Source organism: Streptomyces sp. 2A115 (assembly GCF_052245575.1).
Taxonomy (GTDB): domain Bacteria; phylum Actinomycetota; class Actinomycetes; order Streptomycetales; family Streptomycetaceae; genus Streptomyces.
The window spans coordinates 100,047-118,851 of sequence record NZ_JBQQCG010000012.1; the positions used below are offsets into that span (position 1 = coordinate 100,047).

14 protein-coding genes are annotated in these 18,805 nt (G+C 69.4%); 6 read left to right on the forward strand and 8 right to left on the reverse strand.

Features of this window, described 5'->3' with window-relative positions; translation table 11 throughout:
* Positions 1-102 precede the first annotated feature (102 nt).
* From ACTWQR_RS13530 to ACTWQR_RS13540, 3 genes are all read left to right on the forward strand, one after another.
* A complete protein-coding gene (locus ACTWQR_RS13530) occupies positions 103-2,433 on the forward strand; it encodes a polysaccharide lyase 8 family protein (RefSeq protein WP_443227268.1) in 2,331 nt (776 codons plus the stop codon).
* Positions 2,434-2,587: 154 nt separating this feature from the next.
* Entirely contained in the window at positions 2,588-4,195 is a 1,608-nt protein-coding gene (locus tag ACTWQR_RS13535) for an acyl-CoA carboxylase subunit beta (RefSeq protein ID WP_443227269.1), read from the forward strand.
* Between the two features lie 70 nt (positions 4,196-4,265).
* Positions 4,266-4,460 (forward strand): acyl-CoA carboxylase subunit epsilon, encoded by a 195-nt coding sequence (locus ACTWQR_RS13540; RefSeq protein WP_443227270.1) that lies wholly within the window; start codon positions 4,266-4,268, stop codon positions 4,458-4,460.
* A 321-nt stretch (positions 4,461-4,781) separates the two neighbouring features.
* Here the strand turns inward: ACTWQR_RS13540 and ACTWQR_RS13545 are convergent, their stop codons facing one another.
* The 8 genes from ACTWQR_RS13545 to ACTWQR_RS13580 all read right to left on the reverse strand — a co-directional run bounded on the left by ACTWQR_RS13545 (position 4,782) and on the right by ACTWQR_RS13580 (position 15,338).
* Entirely contained in the window at positions 4,782-5,363 is a 582-nt protein-coding gene (locus tag ACTWQR_RS13545) for a GTP-binding protein (protein ID WP_026248371.1), read from the reverse strand.
* A complete protein-coding gene (locus ACTWQR_RS13550; protein WP_443227271.1) occupies positions 5,344-5,934 on the reverse strand; it encodes a DUF742 domain-containing protein in 591 nt (196 codons plus the stop codon). Before ACTWQR_RS13550 ends, ACTWQR_RS13545 begins: the two co-directional genes overlap by 20 nt.
* A gap of 92 nt (positions 5,935-6,026) precedes the next feature.
* Positions 6,027-6,440 carry a roadblock/LC7 domain-containing protein gene (locus ACTWQR_RS13555; protein WP_033321188.1) on the reverse strand — a complete coding sequence of 138 codons (414 nt, stop codon included), beginning with the start codon at positions 6,438-6,440 and terminating at the stop codon, positions 6,027-6,029.
* Between the two features lie 10 nt (positions 6,441-6,450).
* Positions 6,451-9,678, reverse strand: coding sequence for a nitrate- and nitrite sensing domain-containing protein (locus tag ACTWQR_RS13560; protein ID WP_443227272.1), 3,228 nt, complete (start codon positions 9,676-9,678; stop codon positions 6,451-6,453).
* A 373-nt stretch (positions 9,679-10,051) separates the two neighbouring features.
* On the reverse strand, positions 10,052-10,627 hold the full coding sequence (locus tag ACTWQR_RS13565; protein ID WP_055614002.1) for a GTP-binding protein: 576 nt from the start codon (positions 10,625-10,627) through the stop codon (positions 10,052-10,054).
* On the reverse strand, positions 10,608-11,006 hold the full coding sequence (locus tag ACTWQR_RS13570; protein WP_266495367.1) for a DUF742 domain-containing protein: 399 nt from the start codon (positions 11,004-11,006) through the stop codon (positions 10,608-10,610). The genes ACTWQR_RS13565 and ACTWQR_RS13570 overlap by 20 nt, the downstream gene beginning before the upstream one ends.
* A gap of 102 nt (positions 11,007-11,108) precedes the next feature.
* A complete protein-coding gene (locus ACTWQR_RS13575; protein ID WP_044471908.1) occupies positions 11,109-11,522 on the reverse strand; it encodes a roadblock/LC7 domain-containing protein in 414 nt (137 codons plus the stop codon).
* Positions 11,523-11,531: 9 nt separating this feature from the next.
* Positions 11,532-15,338, reverse strand: coding sequence for a nitrate- and nitrite sensing domain-containing protein (locus ACTWQR_RS13580; RefSeq protein WP_443227273.1), 3,807 nt, complete (start codon positions 15,336-15,338; stop codon positions 11,532-11,534).
* A gap of 600 nt (positions 15,339-15,938) precedes the next feature.
* Here ACTWQR_RS13580 and ACTWQR_RS13585 point away from each other — a divergent pair.
* The 3 genes from ACTWQR_RS13585 (at position 15,939) to gltX (ending at position 18,577) form a co-directional block, all read left to right on the forward strand.
* Positions 15,939-16,136: a hypothetical protein gene (locus ACTWQR_RS13585; protein WP_443227274.1), complete on the forward strand. Its 198-nt coding sequence runs from the start codon at positions 15,939-15,941 to the stop codon at positions 16,134-16,136.
* A gap of 172 nt (positions 16,137-16,308) precedes the next feature.
* Entirely contained in the window at positions 16,309-17,109 is an 801-nt protein-coding gene (locus tag ACTWQR_RS13590) for a fumarylacetoacetate hydrolase family protein (protein ID WP_443227275.1), read from the forward strand.
* The gene (gltX, locus tag ACTWQR_RS13595; protein ID WP_443227276.1) at positions 17,102-18,577 is read left to right on the forward strand and encodes a glutamate--tRNA ligase; all 1,476 of its coding nucleotides are present in this window, start codon (positions 17,102-17,104) and stop codon (positions 18,575-18,577) included. The genes ACTWQR_RS13590 and gltX overlap by 8 nt, the downstream gene beginning before the upstream one ends.
* Positions 18,578-18,805: the final 228 nt, after the last annotated feature.

An 18,805-nucleotide genomic window follows, 5' to 3' on the forward strand; every position in this document is an offset into this window, starting at 1 on the left:
TGGCGCATTGTGCCGATTACGCAGGGTTGCCAATGGTCTACGCCTAAGGCCACCCGTTGCCCCTCTGGTGAACAGCGGACACTTCGGGCACCATCGCCTGCCATGACCCCCACCCGCCGTACGTTCCTGCTGGCAGCGGCGCTCACGGCTGGCGCCTGCTCGACGCTCGCGCTCACTCCCGCCGCGTACGCGGCGGCCGACGATGAAGACGAATACGACACCCTCCGTCACCGCTGGCTCGAGATCGCCCTGGGTGCCGGTTACGACCCGACCGCCGAGCCGTACGCCGCCCGCCTCGCCGAGACCGGCGAACTCGCCCGCGGTTTCCGCGGGTCCATGGCCCCGACGCCCACGTCCCTTTGGCCGGGCCACCCCTTCGACCCGCCCTCCGGTATCACCCAGAGCTACAACAGGCTGTGGACGATGACGCAGGCGTACCTCCAGGAGGGCACCGGCTCGACCGGCGACGCGACCCTCCGGGCGGGCATCCTCCGCGGCCTCGACCACCTCTCGACCACCATCTACAACCCCTCCACCACCCGCTACGGCAACTGGTGGGAGTGGCAGATCGGCAGCCCCCGTCTCCTCATGGACATCGCGGCCGCCCTCCACGACGAGCTGACGGAGGCCCGAGTCGCCGCCGCCTGCGCCGCCGTCGACCACTTCATCCCCGACGCCATGCTCCGCGACTACTCCGGCACCTCGACCGGCGCCAACCGCGTCGACCTCTGCCGCTCGGTCGCCCTCCGCGGCATCCTCGGCCGCGCCCCGGAGAAGCTCGCGCTCGCCCGGGACGCGCTCTCGCCGGTCTTCCCGTACGTCACGCAGGGGGACGGGCTGTACGCCGACGGGTCGTTCGTCCAGCACACCTGGGTCGCGTACTCGGGGACGTACGGACAGGTCCTGCTCGACGGACTCGGCCGCCTCTTCGCGCTGCTGGACGGCTCGACCTGGGAGGTGACCGATCCCGGCAAGCGGATCATTCTCGACAGCGTGGAGCATGCGTACGCGCCCCTGATCCACGACGGGTTGATGATGGACAGCGTCAACGGGCGGGCCATCAGCCGGGGTTACCTCAAGAGCGACGACCGCCAGGTCATGCGCGGCGACCACTTCCACGGACAGGCACTGATCGCCGCGCTCGCGCTCCTCGCCCAGGGCGCCGACGCGGCGGAGCGCGAGCGCTGGCACGGACGGATCAAGGGATGGATCGAACGGGACACGGTCACGCCGATCTTGACGGCACGTCAGTTCGGGGTCGCCGATCTGGCGCGGCTGCACGCCGTCGCCGACTCGGCGGCCGCGCCCGCACCCGAGCCGGTCGGCCACCGCCTCTTCGCCGCCATGGACCGGGCCGTCCACCGTCGCCCTTCCTTCACCGCGAACATCGCCATGGCGAGCGACCGGATCGCTTACTACGAGTGCGGCAACGGAGAGAACCCGCGCGGCTGGCACACGGGTGCCGGGATGCTCTATTGGTGGGCCGAGGGCAGAAGCGACCAGTACACGGACTGGTTCTGGCCGACCGTCGACTGGTACCGGCTGCCCGGAACGACCGTGTCCACCAAGCGACTTGCCGACAAGGCGGGTGGCGAGTGGGGCGAGCCCAAGCCGGCGGTGCGGTGGGTCGGCGGCACGACGGACGGGGAGTTCGCGGCGGTCGGGCAGCACCTGAAGGGGCTCGGGTCGACCCTGGAGGCCCGCAAGTCGTGGTTCTGCCTCGCGGACGAGATCGTCTGCCTCGGCTCGGGGATCACCGCCACGGACGGCGTCCCGGTCGAGACGGTCGTCGACAACCGGAACCTGGGGGAGGGCGGCACCCAGACCTTCGTACGAGGGCCTCGCTGGGCCCACCTGGAGGGCCACGGCGGCTGGATTCTCCATGGTGAGGCCACCCTGCGCACTCTCCGCGAGGACCGCACCGGAGCCTGGTCCGACATCAACACAGCCGGCACCACCGAGCGCCGTACCCGCCGCTGGGAGACCCTCTGGCTCGACCACGGCACGGACCCGGTGGACGCGACGTACGCGTACGTGGCCCTCCCCGGCGCCTCCCGCCGCACGGTCGCCGCCCGCGCCGCCGACCGCCGTCGCCTGTCGGTCCTCGCCAATGACTCCGGCCGCCAGGCCGTCTCCGTGGCGCACCTGGGCCTGATCGCCGCCAACTTCTGGCAGGCGGGCACGGCCGGCCCGCTCACCGCCTCGGCCGCCGCGAGCATGCTCGTGCGCCGCCGGGGCCGCACCGCTACCCTCTGCGTGAGCGAACCTCCGCGGACCGGAGAGGCCCTGGAGGTCGTCTGGGACCACCCTGTACGCCGGGTCGTGCGCGCCGATCCGACGGTCGAGGTGCTCGACACCGGGCGTCGGCTGAGGCTGCGCGTCACCCCGGGGAAGGCATGCGCCACGCACGAATGTGAGGTGGCTCTCAGCTGATCGCTTTGTGTGACCTCTACAAGCCGAATGCCCCCTGAGCAGTCAGATCGCCTGCATGCGGTCGGGGTTCTGTTCAGGGCTACCAGTAAAACGGGCCGGAGACTGTACGGAGTCGATGGCCCCCTTTCCTTGGTGGGCTTCGTAAGGTCGCTACATGACCGTTTTGGACGAGACCGCATCCTCGGAGACCGCACCCTCGGCCGACGAACCCACGGACGCCCGCGGGCGCGTTGCCGAGCTGCACGCGATCCGTGCGGAGGCTCTGCGCGGCCCCAGCGACAAGGCGACCGCGGCCCAGCACGCCAAGGGCAAGCTGACCTCCCGGGAGCGGATCGAGCTCCTGCTGGACGCCGGTTCGTTCCAGGAGGTCGAGCAGTTGCGTCGGCACCGGGCGACCGGGTTCGGCCTGGAGTCCAAGAAGCCGTACACGGACGGTGTGATCACCGGTTGGGGGACGGTCGAGGGGCGCACGGTCTTCGTGTATGCGCACGACTTCCGTATCTTCGGCGGCGCGCTGGGCGAGGCCCACGCCACGAAGATCCACAAGATCATGGACATGGCCATCGCGGCCGGGGCGCCCCTGGTGTCGCTCAACGACGGCGCCGGCGCCCGTATCCAGGAAGGTGTGTCGGCCCTCGCCGGGTACGGCGGCATCTTCCAGCGCAACACCCGTGCCTCCGGGGTCATCCCGCAGATCTCGGTGATGCTCGGCCCGTGCGCGGGCGGCGCGGCCTACAGCCCCGCCCTGACGGACTTCGTGTTCATGGTCCGCGAGACCTCGCAGATGTTCATCACCGGCCCGGACGTCGTCAAGGCGGTCACCGGCGAGGAGATCACCCAGAACGGGCTCGGTGGCGCGGACGTCCACGCGGAGACGAGCGGTGTCGCGCACTTCGCGTACGACGACGAGGAGACCTGCATCGCGGAGGTCCGCTACCTCCTGTCGATGCTGCCGCAGAACAACCGCGAGAACCCGCCCCACACGGCCTGCGAGGACCCGGCGGACCGCCGCTCGGACGTGCTCCTCGACCTGGTCCCCGCGGACGGCAACCGCCCGTACGACATGACCAAGGTCATCGAGGAACTCGTCGACGACGGCGACTACTTGGAGATCCACGAGCGCTGGGCCCGCAACATCATCTGCGCCCTCGCCCGGCTCGACGGACAGGTGGTCGGCATCGTCGCCAACCAACCGCAGTCCCTCGCGGGCGTCCTGGACATCGAGGCATCGGAAAAAGCTGCGCGTTTTGTCCAGATGTGCGACGCTTTCAACATCCCGATCATCACGCTGCTGGATGTCCCCGGGTTCCTCCCGGGTGTCGACCAGGAGCACGGAGGCATCATCCGCCACGGCGCGAAACTGCTGTACGCGTACTGCAACGCGACCGTGCCGCGGATCTCACTGATCCTGCGCAAGGCTTACGGAGGTGCCTACATCGTCATGGACTCCCAGTCCATCGGTGCGGACCTCACGTACGCGTGGCCGACCAACGAGATCGCCGTGATGGGCGCGGAGGGGGCGGCGAACGTCATCTTCCGCCGCCAGATCGCGGAGGCGGAGGACCCCGAGGCGATGCGCGTGCGCATGGTCAAGGAGTACAAGGCCGAGCTGATGCACCCTTACTACGCGGCCGAGCGCGGCCTGGTCGACGACGTCATCGACCCCGCCGAAACCCGTGAAGTCCTCATCCGCTCCCTCGCGATGCTCCGCAACAAGCACGCCGACCTGCCCTCCCGCAAACACGGCAACCCGCCTCAGTAACTCCCCTCAGTAACTTCGCGGACCCGTCGCGGCAACCCCGCGGACCTCTCTCTCACGGAGACTGACACCTATGGACATGCCTGATATTCGCGTCGAGAAGGGCCACGCCGAGCCCGAGGAAGTCGCCGCCCTCACAGCGATCCTCCTGGCCCGTGCCGCCTCCGCTCCCGCTGACGCCCCTGCCCACCGCGGCCGCGCCAAGGCCGGCTGGCGCCGGCTGGAGCGGGAGCCCGGGTTCCGGGCGCCGCACAGCTGGCACGGGTAGGCTGCGCCGCTGAGCCGTACTTGATGAAGGGCCCCTCCCGGCGGAGGGGCCCTTCATCGTGCGCCCTGGCGAGCGCCGTTGGGGTGTGGGGCGTTTGTAGGCTGCGGTTGTCCGTGGTTGCTCGCTCCCCCACTCTCGACTTCGCTCGAGCGCGGGGACCCCCATCGCGGCGGAGCCGTATATCGACACAGCCCCGCGCCCCGGAAAAGCAGTCTCCCGCGCCGCCCTTCGGACTCTGTTCCCCGGGCCCCTCGGAAGCGAAAAGCTGGGGGCGCCCTCCGACTCGGAGGGCGCCCCCAGCTTTTCGTACCAAGCGGAGCGCTAGCGCAGGCGCGCCATCAGGGCGTGCTCGACGAGCGTGATGAGCGCGCTCTTGGCGTCCGCGCGGTGACGGGCGTCCGTCGTGATGATCGGGGTGTCAGGGCCGATCTGGAGCGCTTCCCGGACCTCGTCCGGGTTGTACGGCTGGTTGCCGTCGAAGCCGTTCAGCGCGATGACGAACGGCAGGCCGCTGTTCTCGAAGTAGTCGACCGCGGGGAAGCAGTCGGCGAGACGGCGGGTGTCGACCAGGACGATCGCGCCGATGGCGCCGCGTACCAGGTCGTCCCACATGAACCAGAAGCGGTCCTGGCCGGGCGTACCGAACAGGTACAGGATCAGGTCCTGGTCCAGGGTGATACGGCCGAAGTCCATGGCGACGGTGGTCGTCGTCTTGTCCCCGGTGTGGGTCAGGTCGTCGATGCCCGCCGACGCGGACGTCATCACGGCCTCGGTACGCAGCGGGTTGATCTCCGAGACGGCCCCGACGAACGTGGTCTTGCCCACGCCGAAGCCGCCCGCCACCACGATCTTCGCGGACGTGGTGGAGCGGGAAGGCCCTCCGCTAGAGCTTGCGAAGTCCACTGAGCACCCTTTCGAGCAAAGTCACGTCTGGCTGACCGCCGGCGTTTTCATCGCCGCCGGGCTGATGGATGGCGACCAGGCCCGCCTCCGCCAAGTCGGCGACGAGAATCCTGGCCACGCCGAGAGGGATCGTCAGGAGGGCCGAGACTTCGGCCACCGACTTGATCTCCCGGCAGAGGTTGCAGATCCGCTGATGCTCGGGCAACTGGCCCTGCATCTGGTGCGGCTGTGCGGTGGTGTGCACCAGTGCCTCGATGGCGAGCTGGTATCGCGGCCTGGTGCGGCCGCCGGTCATCGCGTACGGGCGCACCAGGGGATTGCTGGCGCCTCCCGCGGGCGACGGTTCGGGGGAGCGTCGGTGCGGCTGCACGGGCTGGATGCGCGGCGCCGGCGGCTGGTCGTACGGCGAGGGACCGGGACCCTGGGGGCCCTGGGGTGCGTACGGCTGCTGCCGCCGCGGCGTCGGTGCGGAGGGGAAGTTGTACCGATTCGGCGAGTCGTTGCCGCTCTGACCCTGGCCAGGGCCATACGACCAGTTGCCCGAAGACGAACCGCCTGGGGGTGTTGCCACTTTCTCCTCCTCCGACTGTGCCGGGCCCATCACTGTGGAGCCGCGTCCCGAAACCTTACGGCCACGGGACGCCAAAACGCATCGCTTGTCTGCTAGTTGAGAAGGCTCCCCTGGAGCTCGGCACGCAGATCCGGCGTCAGGACCGTACCGGCACGGTCCACCAGAAGGGCCATCTCGTACCCGACGAGACCGATGTCCGCTTCCGGATGTGCGAGTACTGCGAGAGACGAACCATCGGAAATGGACATGATGAAGAGGAATCCTCGCTCCATCTCCACAACTGTCTGGTTCACGCTCCCGCCCTCGAAGATCCGGGACGCGCCCGCGGTCAGTGAGGTAAGGCCCGACGCGACGGCCGCCAGCTGGTCGGCACGGTCGCGCGGGAACCCTTCGGACATCGCCAGAAGGAGTCCGTCGGCGGAGACCACCACCGTGTGGGACACCCCGGGGGTGTTGTCCACGAAGTTGGTGATCAACCAGTTCAGGTTCTGTGCCGCCTGGCTCATCGGGCTCACACTAACGCTCCTGGTTGTAGGTGCTGTCAGGGCCGAAGCCCTGGCCGTTCGTGTCACTACCTGCGTTGCGTCCCCGCTGCACGCCCCGGCGCAGGTTGCTCAGCCTGCCCCGGACGTCCTCGGGAGCGCGGGAGACCTGAGGGCCTCCCTGCGGGGTCGATTCCGCGGTGCCCTCGACCAGATTGGCCTTGGGTACCCGCCGCGGCAGACCGGAGGAGGTGACTCCGCCCGCCTTGGGCTTCTTCAGCTGCTCGGCGCGCTGCCACATCTGGTCGTTGGACGACCGCCAGTCGGGGTTGCCGGAACCGTTGCCGCCACTGCCGTTGCTGCCATTTTTGTCCGGGGACGCGGGCGCCTCCTGGCTCACGGCCTGCTGGCCGTTGCCGCTCGCGGTGGATCCGCGGCGGGGAAGCCCGGCGTCGGTGGATCCGCGGCGCGGAAGCCCGGCGTCGGTCAGCGCGTGGGCGGCGGAGGCAGCCGGTCCCGGACGATCGAAGCCTACGCGGTCCTGCTCGGCCACGTCAGCGGCCTGCGCGGGTTCCGCTTCCGGAGCGTACTCGGACCGGTAGTCGCTCTGGTACGTCTCCTGCTGCGGCCAGTCGTCCTGGTAGGACTGGTCTTCGAAGCCCGCGAACGTGTCCCGCGGCGAGCCGTGAGCCGCCTGGTGCTCCTCCTGGACCGGCTCCGCATAACCCGGTTCCGGGTAACCGCCGTTCGGCGGGAAGTACGTCTCGTCGTACGACGTCTGCTGCTGCTCCCCATACGGCGTCTGCTGGTCGTACGCGGGAGATTCGGTGTACGCGGCCGGCGGTGCGCCGTCGTACCCGGGCTGCCCGTTGTCGTAGCCGGCCTGCGCGGCGAACTCGTCAGGGAAGGACGGGGCCCCGCCCTCCGGTTCGGTTGCCTGGGCCTCCAGCTGCGCGCGGCGCTCCTCGCGCATCAGCGAGCGGCCCACCGGGTCCAGCTCGCGTATGTCGTCCGGGACCTCGGTGTAACGGCTGTCGTCGAAACCGAGCTCGGCGGCCGTGCGCATCGGCAGCTGGCCCTGGAACTGCTCGCCCTGGAAGGCCTGCTGCTCCGGGATGATCTGCGAGACCGTGAAGTCGTCGCGCTGCGACTGCTGCTCGCCGCCGCCACCGTGGGTGATCGCGTCGGGGAGCATGACGAGGGACGTCGTACCGGCCTGCTCGCCCGAGGGGCGCAGCTGGACGCGGATGCCGTGCCGGTCGGACAGCCGGCCGACCACGAACAGGCCCATGCGCTGCGAGATCGCGACGTCCACGGTCGGCGGGTTGGCCAGCTTGTGGTTGATGTCCGCGAAGTCCTCGGCGGTGAGGCCGATGCCCTTGTCGTGGATCTCGACCATGATGCGGCCGTCGGGCAGCCGGGTGGCGGTGACGCGGACCTTGGTCTGCGGGGAGGAGAACGTGGTGGCGTTCTCCAGGAGCTCGGCGAGCAGGTGCACGAGGTCGGTCACCGCACGGCCGTGGATCTCGGCCTCCGGGACGCCGGACAGCTCGATGCGCTCGTACTGCTCCACCTCGGAGGAGGCGGCGCGCAGCACGTCGACCAGCGGGACCGGCTGGTCCCAGCGGCGGCCCGGCTCCTCGCCGGCGAGGACCAGGAGGTTCTCGCCGTTGCGGCGCATACGGGTCGCGAGGTGGTCCAGGCGGAAGAGGTTCTCCAGCTGGTCCGGGTCGGCCTCGTTGTTCTCCAGGTCGGTGATCAGGGTCAGCTGGCCCTCGATCAGCGACTGGTTGCGGCGCGACAGGTTGGTGAAGATCGCGTTGATGTTGCCACGGAGCAGAGCTTGCTCGGCGGCGAGCCGGACGGCCTCGCGGTGGACCTGGTCGAAGGCGCGGGCGACCTCGCCGATCTCGTCCGTGGTGTTGATCGGGATGGGCGTGACACGGGTGTCGACGCGGCCCGGGTCGGTACGCGAGAGCTGGTCGACCAGCATCGGCAGACGCTGCTCGGCGACGCCGAAGGCCGCGTTGCGCAGCTGGCGCATCGAGCGGCTCATCTGGCGCGCCACCATACTGGCCAGGATGAACGCGGCGAGCAGGGCGACCACGACGGCGGAACCGGTGATGATGGCGTCGCGCTTGGCGTTGTCGGAGATGGTCGAGGCCTCGGCCACGGCCCTGTTGGAGAAGTCCGACTCGATCGTGCGGTAAGCGTTGAACTTCGCGGTGTTGACCGCCCACCAGTTCGCGGCGGTGATGCCCTTCGTGCCGAGGCCTTCCCGGATGCTCTGGTCCGTGGACGTGATCGTGCCCATGCCCCGGATCATGTCCACGGTGGACGGCGGCGGGACATAGTCCGGGTTCTTGGCGGCGGCCTCCTGGGCCTGCTTCTTGCCGTCCGCCTCAAGCTGCTTCTGGGTCTGCTCGAGCTTGGCGGCGTCCGCCTCGGTGCCACCGCCGACGTACTCCTGGATGGCGATGGGTTCCAGGTACGCGTACGAGGTGAGGGCGACGCGCTGCTGGGCGAGGCTCGTGTCGGAGGGGCCCGGCTTGACCATCAGGTGCATACCGATGGAGCGCTGCAGGGACAGAGCGCCCTTCGCCAGCGTGATGGCGTAGACCGTGCGGCCGTAGCTGGTGATGTTTCCGGTGCCGAGGCCGAGCTCGTTGGCGAACTCCGTCAGCGGGTGCTGGATCTCGACGTAGCCCTCTTCGGTCTCCACACCCTTGAGGTTGTTCGTGTACGCGGCGGCACGGAGATCCTTCAGACCGGTCTCGCCCTTGCGGAACAGGGCGAGACGGCGCTCCAGGCCCGCCTTGGCCGGCGCGCCCTCGGCGGCCTCGTCGAAGCCGACCTTGGCCTTGTCGGTGGCGGCGCGGGCGTTGACCACGGCCGGGTCGTTCTTCTTGCCCTGCAGCAGCGGCGCTGCTGTGATGTCGCGCTCGTCGATGAGGGCGTTCGCGTACGTCAGCGAGGCCCGCACCAGACGCGCGGTGCTCTCGGCGTCCTCGGCTTCCTGCCAGGTGTCGATCGAGCTCCTCACCTGGAAGCCGCCCATGACGAGGCCGACCACCACGGGTATGAGCAGGATCGCGTTCAGCCTGGTCGGCACGCGCCAGTTGCGCGGAGAGAAACGGCCGCCGCTCGGAGCGGGTGGGGCCGTCGGCTCCGAGCCGGGCATGTGTGCGGGAGCCGCTCCGCGCGGCGGCGGGGTGAAGTTGCCCCGTGCCGACGGCTCGGGACCGTTCTTGCTTCGCCTCACTCGACCAACAACCTCTCGGCTCGGCACCTGTCGTCGTGCCGCATGTGTCTTCCGGCCCTTACTACTGGGCAGTTCTCGCATTCCAGCACGTCAGGGTGTGCTCTTCCAAACACTCGGAACCGAAGATTCCGAGTGACGTACGCCCCAGATAAAACGGTCATAAAGAGCGAGCCCCGCCAAAAGGCGGGGCCTTTGTGAGCACAGCGGCATCAGACGGCAACGACGCGTGTCGATACCACTCAATATCTCTGTCGAAACGTTATGAACACCAAGGCCGACCGTGTCAAACGACACAGTCGGCTCCAGTGTGTCTACGACAACTGCCGTACGGCATTGCCGACTTGAGTGCCAACCCATGGTCCTCCGGACGGCCCTAGCGCAGACGCGCCATCAGAGCGTGCTCGACCAGGGTAATCAACGCGCTCTTGGCGTCCGCGCGGTGGCGGGCGTCCGTCGTGATGATCGGGGCGTCCGGACCGATCTGCAGGGCCTCGCGGACCTCGTCGGGCGTATACGGCTGGTGCCCGTCGAAGCCGTTGAGGGCGATCACGAAGGGCAGGCCGCTGTTCTCGAAGTAGTCGACCGCGGGGAAACAGTCGGCGAGACGGCGGGTGTCCACCAGCACGACCGCGCCGATGGCGCCGCGTACCAGGTCGTCCCACATGAACCAGAAACGGTCCTGACCCGGCGTACCGAACAGGTACAGGATCAGGTCCTGGTCCAGGGTGATACGGCCGAAGTCCATGGCCACCGTCGTGGTGGTCTTGTCCCCGGTGTGGGTGAGGTCGTCGATCCCGGCGCTCGCGGACGTCATGACGGCCTCGGTGCGCAGCGGGTTGATCTCGGAGACGGCACCCACGAACGTGGTCTTGCCGACGCCGAAGCCACCTGCCACCACGATCTTCGCGGAGGTGGTCGCCCGCCCTCCGTCAGAGCTTGCGAAGTCCACTGAGCACCCTTTCGAGCAGTGTCACGTCCGGGGCGCCGCCGTTGCTCTCGTCGCCACCCGGCTGGTGGATCGCGACGAGTCCGGCCTCCGCGAGGTCCGCGACGAGAATCCGTGCCACACCCAGCGGCATGGACAGGAGGGCCGAGACTTCGGCCACCGACTTCACTTCACGGCACAGGTGGCAGATCCGCTGGTGCTCAGGGAGCAGTCCCATCAGCTCGGCCGGGTCGGCCGCGGTGCTGATCAGTGCCTCGATGGCGAGCTGGTACCGCGGCCTGGTCCGGCCGCCGGTCATCGCGTACGGACGTACCAGCGGCTGGTCGCCCTCGTCCTCGTACGGCTGGGCGTACGGATCGTGAGAGGCGGTGGGCGGGGTCATGTGGGTCCTCCGGGCGGGACAGCAAGTCGGTCAGTCGTGCCGTCTGACGGGGCCGGTGGGGGGAGGGCGGCCGGACGGTTTTGTTCGTACGGTGAAACCTTGCTAGTGGAGCAGGCTGCCCTGGAGCTCGGCACGTAGATCCGGTGTGAGTACGGCGCCCGCACGGTCGACGAGCAGCGCCATCTCGTATCCGACGAGGCCGATGTCGCAGTCCGGGTGGGAGAGAACCGCGAGGGACGATCCGTCCGAGACGGACATCAGGAAGAGGAAGCCGCGTTCCATCTCGACGACTGTCTGGGCGACCGTGCCGCCCTCGAAGATCCGGGAGGCGCCGGCCGTGAGTGAGGTGAGTCCGGAGGCCACGGCCGCGAGCTGGTCTGCGCGGTCGCGCGGGAAGCCTTCGGACATTGCCAGAAGGAGACCGTCGGCGGAGACGACGACGGTGTGGGACACCCCGGGGGTGTTGTCAACGAAGTTGGTGATCAACCAGTTGAGGTTCTGTGCCGCCTGGCTCATCTGGCTCAACTAACGCTCCTGCTGGTGAGTGGGGCTGGGGAAGCTGCCGGTCTGGCCGGTTCCGGCCTGCCGGCCCTGCTGAATGCCCCTACGAAGATTGGTCAGCCGACCGCGTACGTCATCAGGCGCACGCGAGACCTGCGGACCGCTTTGGTGCTGTTGCTGCTGAGCCGTCCCCGCGACGAGGTTCGCGCGGGGGACCCGGCGCGGCAGACCCGAGACGGTCACGCCACCCGCGGAGGGCTGGCGTACCCGCTCGGCCTGGCGGCCGAGTTCATCATTGGGGGTGGTCCGCCAGGAGGCGGACGCGGGTGCGGCGGACGCCGGGCGCTGCGGTGCCGCGGGAGCCTGTGCGGGCTGCTGCGGAGCCGACTCGCTCTGGGCACCGTTGCCGCCGCCCTGGGGCTGGTTGAACCAGTTGGTCTCCAGGGTGTCGTACAGCGGCGTGCGCCCGTCGCCGGGGCTCGTCGCCGGCGGCAGTGCCTCGGGCTCCTGGGGGAGCGCGGGGCGCCGACGCTGCGGACGCTGGAGGTGCTGGCGGGGCTGCGGCTGCGGGGGCCGGGCGCCGTTGGTCCCCGGCCGCTCGAACTGGCCGGTACCGCCGCCCTGCCGCTCGCCCTGGCCCGGCATCGGGAACTGGCCGGTGTCCTGCGACACGTCCCGGCCCGGTGCCGCGTACTGGCCATTGGCCTGGCCGTTGGCGTACTGGCCGTTGGCGCCGCTGTCGTAGCCGGGCATCGCGTACTGGCCGGTCGAGGACGGGTCCTGGCGGTCGAACCGACCGCCGACGGAACCGTTCTGCACACCGTTCTGCCCTGTGGCGGAAGGATTCGGCGCACCGAACACGTCCGGACGGACGAACGGACCGCTGCCCTGCCCGCCGCCCTGCTGCGCTCCCGCGCCGGGGCGCTGAGCGTCGAAGTCCGGCCGCGGGTACTCGCCCGTGGAACCGGGACCCTGACGGTCGTCGATCCGCGGCATCTGCGAGGTGGCGTCCGGCTCCTCGTGGCCACGCGGGGTGTCCAGCGAGGAACGCGGCACCGAAGGCTGCGCGTTGTCGTCACTCCAGCTCGGCACCCGCGGCTGCGGGTTTCCGCCGGGCAGCTCGGCGCGCGGACCACCGCGCGGCGGCAGCTGCGGCTGCTGGGGACGGCCCTGCTCGGCGTTGTTCGCACGCTGCGGGGGCTGCGGGGGCGGCGGGGGGACGGGGCCGCGGTTGCCGCCGCCCATGGTGTCCTGGCGTCCGCCGCCGAAGGCGTCCTGTCGGCCACTGTCGTTGAAGTCGAAGCCCTGCGGCGCACCCGTACCCGTGGCCTGGAGGCCCTGCGGGGCACCGGCCGGAGCCGGCCTGCCCTGCGGGGGCTGGGGAGGCTGCTGGGGGCCGCGCGCTCCGCCCGGCCCACCCGGGCGACCGCCCGCGTCGGGCCTGGGCAGCGCGGCCCGCGGTCCGGCGCCGGCACCGACCTGGCCGCGCTGCTGCCCGGCGTTGAGCCGACCGCCGGCGGCGGGAGCGCCCGCGCCGAGGGCGGGACCGCTTCCGGCGCCGCCCCGACGGGCGGCCGCGACACCGGCCGCGGCCTGCGCGGCGGCCGGGCCGCCGCCCGTGGGAGCGCCCTGGCCCTGCTTGCCCGGAGCCTTCTTGCCGCCCTGGGCGACATCGACGGGCAGCATGACCAGCGCGGTCGTACCACCGGAGTCGGACGGACGCAGCTGGATGCGGATGCCGTGCCGCTGCGACAGCCGGCCGACCACGAACAGGCCCATGCGGCGGGAGACCGAGACGTCGACGGTGGGCGGCGAGGCGAGTCGCTCGTTGATCGCCGCGAGGTCCTCGGGCGAGAGGCCGATGCCGGTGTCGTGGATCTCGATAAGTACGCGGCCGTCGGGCAGCGCGTGTCCGGTGACCTTGACCTTGGTCTGCGGCGAGGAGAACGAGGTGGCGTTCTCCAGCAGCTCGGCGAGGAGGTGCACGAGGTCGTTGACGACCCGGCCGGCGACCTCGGTGGTCGGGACCGAGGACAGCTCGATCCGCTCGTACTGCTCCACCTCGGAGGCGGCGGCACGGAGCACGTCGACCAGCGGGACCGGGCGGGTCCAGCGGCGGCCGGGCTCTTCACCGGCGAGAACGAGGAGGTTCTCACCGTTACGGCGCATGCGGGTCGCGAGGTGGTCGAGCTTGAAGAGCGAGGACAGCTGGTCCGGGTCGGCCTCGCGGGACTCCAGTTCGGAGATCAGCGACAGCTGGCGCTGGATCAGGCCCTGGGAGCGGCGCGAGAGGTTGGTGAACATCGCGTTGACGTTGCCTCGCAGGAGGGCCTGCTCGGCGGCCAGTCGTACGGCCTCGCGGTGCACGTCGTCGAAGGCCGCGGCGACCTGGCCGATCTCGTCCTTGGAGTGCACACCGACCGACTCGACGGACGTGTCGACGTCCTGCGGGTCGGACTCGGACAGCTGCTTGACCAGCTCGGGCAGACGCTCCTGGGCGACCTTGGTCGCGGTGTCCTGGAGCCGGCGCAGCGAGCGGATCATGGAGCGGGCCACCACGAAGGCGCCGACCAGCGAGACACCGAGCACCAGCAGGATCAGCGCACCGGAGATGATCGCTTCCTGCTGGGCCTCGTTGCGCAGCTCACGGGCCTTCTGCTCCATCTGGTCGAGGAGCGTGAGCTCGATCTTCGACATTTCCTGGTACTTGGGGGTGTCGGCGTCCACCCAGTCCAGGTACGAGCGCTTGCCGCGCAGCTCGAGACCGCCCTCACGCCTGAGCACGCGCTCCGCGTAGTCGTCGGCCGCCTTGATGGTCGGGCTCGGCTCGTCGAGCGGCTTCGTCAGCTCGGTCGAGTTGCCCTCGTAGATGCTGGAGAAGCTGGTCAGTTCGGCCTTCTGGTTCTCGAAGGCCGAGAAACCGTACTGCCGGTCGTTCTCGGAGAGGTTGCCGTACGTGGCGTTGGTCTCCGGCAGGGCCGCCGCGATGACGGCACGCTGGATGGACGCGTACTCCTTGGCGGTGGAGAAGGCCGCCAGGGCACGTGTGCGCTGGATCATCTCCGGGTTGCTGGTCGCCTGGGCCATGTCCTGGGAGAGGCCGAGCAGCTGCTCGATGAGCCGGTGGTACGCCTCGACCGTCTGGGAGGAGTTGTCCTCGTCCTGGTAGGCGTTGTTGCGGACGCCGCTGAGCGTGTTCAGCTGGGTTGCGATGGCCACGACGTTGTCACGGACGCCGTCGAGGTTCTCGTCGTTGTCCGCGTCGTCGAACTGGTGGGTGCCCTCCATGAAGACGGCACGCGCGCGGTCCGTCTTGTCCCGGGCGCCCTTGACCGTGTAGTTGGACGCCGTCGCGCCGTGGGCGAGGGGACCGGCCGACTTGTCGCGCTCGTCCTGGAGCGCGGCGGCGAGCCTGGTCGCCTGCTTGGTCATGTCGGTCAGCAGCTTCATGTTCTCGAGCTGCTGGATCTCGTCCATGGTGTCGCTGATGCGCAGCGCGCCCAGCGAGGTCGCGGCGACGACGGGCAGCGCGAGCAGCGAGACCAGACGCGTGGAGATGCGCCAGTTGCGCAGGGCTATTCGCGAGCCTGGGCCGCTGCGGCCCTTCGCCTTCGGTGGCGCGGCGGGCGGGGTGCCGGGAGCACCGTTCACCGCGCTCGGGGCACCGTTGGTGCCCTTGGGCGCGCCGGGGCGCGAGGAGCGCTCACCGCTGTCGCCGGCCTGCGCCGGTCCCGGGTTCTGGGCGTGCTGGGGCGAGGAACCGCGGTCGGTCCCGCCGCGCGGCTCCGGCTCCGCCGAAGCGCTGCCATCCCTCTTGAAACGTCCCTGCACTAGCGTCGCAACCTCTGGACCAGGCGCCCCTCCGCGTGAACGGTGGGACGGTGTCGGCGTCTTGGGGGCGCCTTGAACGCGCCCCCATGGTGGTCTTGAGTGACCGGCGCAGATTCCCCTTTCCGCCGCCACTCGGCGCTGCGTTGCGCCCCCTGCGCGCCGGTTCGTTCCCGCGGCGGTCCGTGGAATTCCAGCACAGTGCAGGATCTCCAACAAGGCCCATTGGCCATGCTGTGACCACCGTGACACTTTGTGAGGGCTGAGTTACCACATGTAGAAAGTGATCCGACCCATAACGGATACATGGGTGCGAGTCGCCCGGGGGTAACCGGTGTCCCAGTCGAGATGATCAGGAGCGGAATGGTTGCTTCAGGGGGGCAATGTCCGTTTCGGTAGGGGTACTTGATGGTCAGAAATGACCGATTTGCCTATTAGTAAGTGAGAAAACTCACACGGTGATCACGGCGTCTTCACGGCTTCGACAGGGAATCACGCGTTTAGCCTGACGCTTTACATGTATGGCAAATCCGACAACCCGTGCCCGCGCGACGGTTATCCCCGACCCCGCGGCGCCCGTACCGACAGGATCCAAAACCGCAGATGAAGACGACGATGATGTTCCGCAACATAGCCAATCCGGAGCGCACCACGCTGGCGCACCTCGAGGACGCCGAGGAGCTGCGTACACCGGAGTGGCAGGAGCAGCCCGCCGAGTTCACCGCGCTTCCCGCCCAGACCGCCAACCCCCGCCGCACGGTCCTGATGGACATCCCGGTCGCGGCCACCCCCGCGGACTGATCTTCCCACGCCCCACCCGGCACAGTCCCGCGAGGCCGGGCCCTGAGGCGTGTGCCCGAGGATCCGGGCCGGGCCGGATCGGCGAGCGGCGTCCGGATCCTCGGGGCACCCTTCCCCGCGCTAGCCTGGAGCGTCAGACTCCGGCCAGTTCAGTGAGGGGCGCAAGGATCCCGTGCGCATCGCCAGGTTCTCCATCGACGGCAACGTCGCGTTCGGCGCGGTCGAGGGCGAGGGCCCTCCTGGATCGACGGACGGGCTCGTCCTCGACATCATCAAGGGCATCCCGTTCTCGGACTTCGAGCTCTCCGGTACGAAGGTCCCGCTGAGCAAGGTCCGGCTGCTGCCGCCCGTGCTCCCCAACAAGGTCGTGGCCTTCGGCCGCAACTACGCGGAGCACGCGAAGGAACTCGGCAACGAGGTGCCCGACGCCCCCTTCGCCTTCTTCAAGCCGTCCACCTCGGTGATCGGCTCCGGCGACGAGATCGCGTACCCCTCCTTCTCGAACGAGCTGCACCACGAGGCCGAGCTGGCCGTGGTCATCGGCCGTATGTGCCGTGAGGTCCCGCGTGAGCGCGTCAAGGACGTCATCCTCGGCTACACCTGCGCCAACGACGTCACCGCGCGCGACGTCCAGAAGCGCGAGAAGCAGTGGGCCCGGGCCAAGGGCTTCGACAACTCCTGCCCGCTCGGCCCCTGGGTGGAGACGGACCTCGACCTGGCCGCGATCGCCGAGGGCATCACCATCCAGTGCACGGTCAACGGCCTGCAGCGACAACTGGGCAGTACCAGCGAGATGATCCACTCCATCGAGGATCTGATCGTGAACATCACCGAGGCCATGACGCTGCTCCCCGGCGACGTGATCCTCACGGGCACCCCGGCAGGGGTCGGCCCGCTCAGTGCCGGCGACGAGGTCGCCGTCACCATCGAAGGCATCGGCACTCTCACCAACAAGGTGATCAAGCGTGGCTAACGCGAACGTCCGCGTACGTTTCTGTCCGTCCCCGACCGGCAATCCCCACGTGGGCCTGGTCCGCACCGCCCTGTTCAACTGGGCGTTCGCCCGGCACAACGAAGGCACCCTGGTCTTCCGCATCGAGGACACCGACGCGGCCCGCGACTCCGAGGAGTCGTACGACCAGCTGCTCGACGCGATGCGCTGGCTGGGCTTCGACTGGGACGAGGGGCCCGAGATCGGCGGCCCGCACGCCCCGTACCGCCAGTCGCAGCGGATGGACATCTACCAGGACGTCGCCCGCAAGCTCCTGGACGCCGGCCACGCGTACTACTGCTACTGCTCGACGGCGGAGCTCGACGCCCGCCGCGACGCGGCCCGCGCCGCGGGCAAGCCGTCCGGCTACGACGGCCACTGCCGCGTGCTGACCGACGAGCAGATCGCGACGTACAAGACGGAGGACCGCGAGCCCATCGTCCGCTTCCGCATGCCCGACGAGGCGATCACCTTCACGGACCTGGTCCGCGGCGAGTTGACCTTCACGCCGGAGAACGTGCCGGACTTCGGGATCGTACGAGCCAACGGAGCCCCGCTCTACACGCTGGTCAACCCGGTCGACGACGCCCTGATGGAGATCACCCACGTCCTGCGCGGCGAGGACCTGCTCTCCTCCACCCCCCGCCAGATCGCCCTCTACAAGGCGCTGACGGAGCTGGGCATCGCCAAGCGGACCCCTGCCTTCGGTCACCTCCCGTACGTCATGGGCGAGGGCAACAAGAAGCTCTCCAAGCGCGACCCGCAGTCCTCGCTGAACCTCTACAGGGAGCGCGGTTTCCTCCCCGAGGGCCTGCTCAACTACCTCTCCCTGCTCGGCTGGTCGCTCTCCGCCGACCAGGACATCTTCACGATGGACGAGATGGTCGCGGCCTTCGACGTGACGGACGTGAACCCCAACCCGGCCCGCTTCGACCTCAAGAAGTGCGAAGCGATCAACGCCGACCACATCCGCCTGCTCGACGCGAAGGACTTCGCCGAGCGCTGCACCCCCTGGCTGAAGGCCCCCTTCGCCCCATGGGAGCCGGAGGCCTTCGACGAGTCGAAGTGGACGGCCATCGCCCCGCACGCCCAGACCCGCCTCAAGGTCCTCTCCGAGATCACGGACAACGTCGACTTCCTGTTCCTCCCGGAGCCGGTCTTCGACGAGGCGTCCTGGACGAAGGCGATGAAGGAGGGGTCGGACGCCCTCCTCCGCACGGCGAGGGAAAAGCTGGAGACGGCGGACTGGACCTCACCCGAGTCCCTGAAGGAGGCCGTCCTGGCCGCCGGCGAGGCCCACGGCCTCAAGCTCGGCAAGGCCCAGGCCCCGGTCCGTGTCGCCGTCACCGGCCGCACGATCGGCCTGCCGCTCTTCGAGTCCCTGGAGATCCTGGGCAAGGAGCAGACACTGGCCCGTATCGACGCGGCGCTGGCGAAGCTGGCCGCGTAGTCGCACGGCACACGTACAGAGGGGCGGCGTCCGGTTCGGACGCCGCCCCTCCGGCATGGGTTCGGACCGTGTCGTTCTCGTCGACCAGGCAGTGGCTCTCGTCGAAGATTTCCAGCACGAGGATGACCAGGATCGCTTCGGCCGCCATGTACTCCAGCGTCACGCCAGGGGCCACGTACGCCTTGCGCAGATGCTCGTTCGGGTCCAGCCGGGCGGTCGAGTTCGCGG

Bases quoted from the DNA above. Each gene is read 5' to 3' on its own strand.
- ACTWQR_RS13585 (WP_443227274.1), top strand. From the start codon at position 15,939: ATGAAGACGACGATGATGTTCCGCAACATAGCCAATCCGGAGCGCACC.
- ACTWQR_RS13575 (WP_044471908.1), bottom strand. From the start codon at position 11,522: ATGAGCCAGGCGGCACAGAACCTCAACTGGTTGATCACCAACTTCGTT.
- ACTWQR_RS13530 (WP_443227268.1), top strand. From the start codon at position 103: ATGACCCCCACCCGCCGTACGTTCCTGCTGGCAGCGGCGCTCACGGCT.
- ACTWQR_RS13555 (WP_033321188.1), bottom strand. From the start codon at position 6,440: ATGAGCCAGGCGGCACAGAACCTGAACTGGTTGATCACCAACTTCGTG.
- ACTWQR_RS13540 (WP_443227270.1), top strand. From the start codon at position 4,266: ATGGACATGCCTGATATTCGCGTCGAGAAGGGCCACGCCGAGCCCGAG.
- ACTWQR_RS13535 (WP_443227269.1), top strand. From the start codon at position 2,588: ATGACCGTTTTGGACGAGACCGCATCCTCGGAGACCGCACCCTCGGCC.
- ACTWQR_RS13570 (WP_266495367.1), bottom strand. From the start codon at position 11,006: ATGACCCCGCCCACCGCCTCTCACGATCCGTACGCCCAGCCGTACGAG.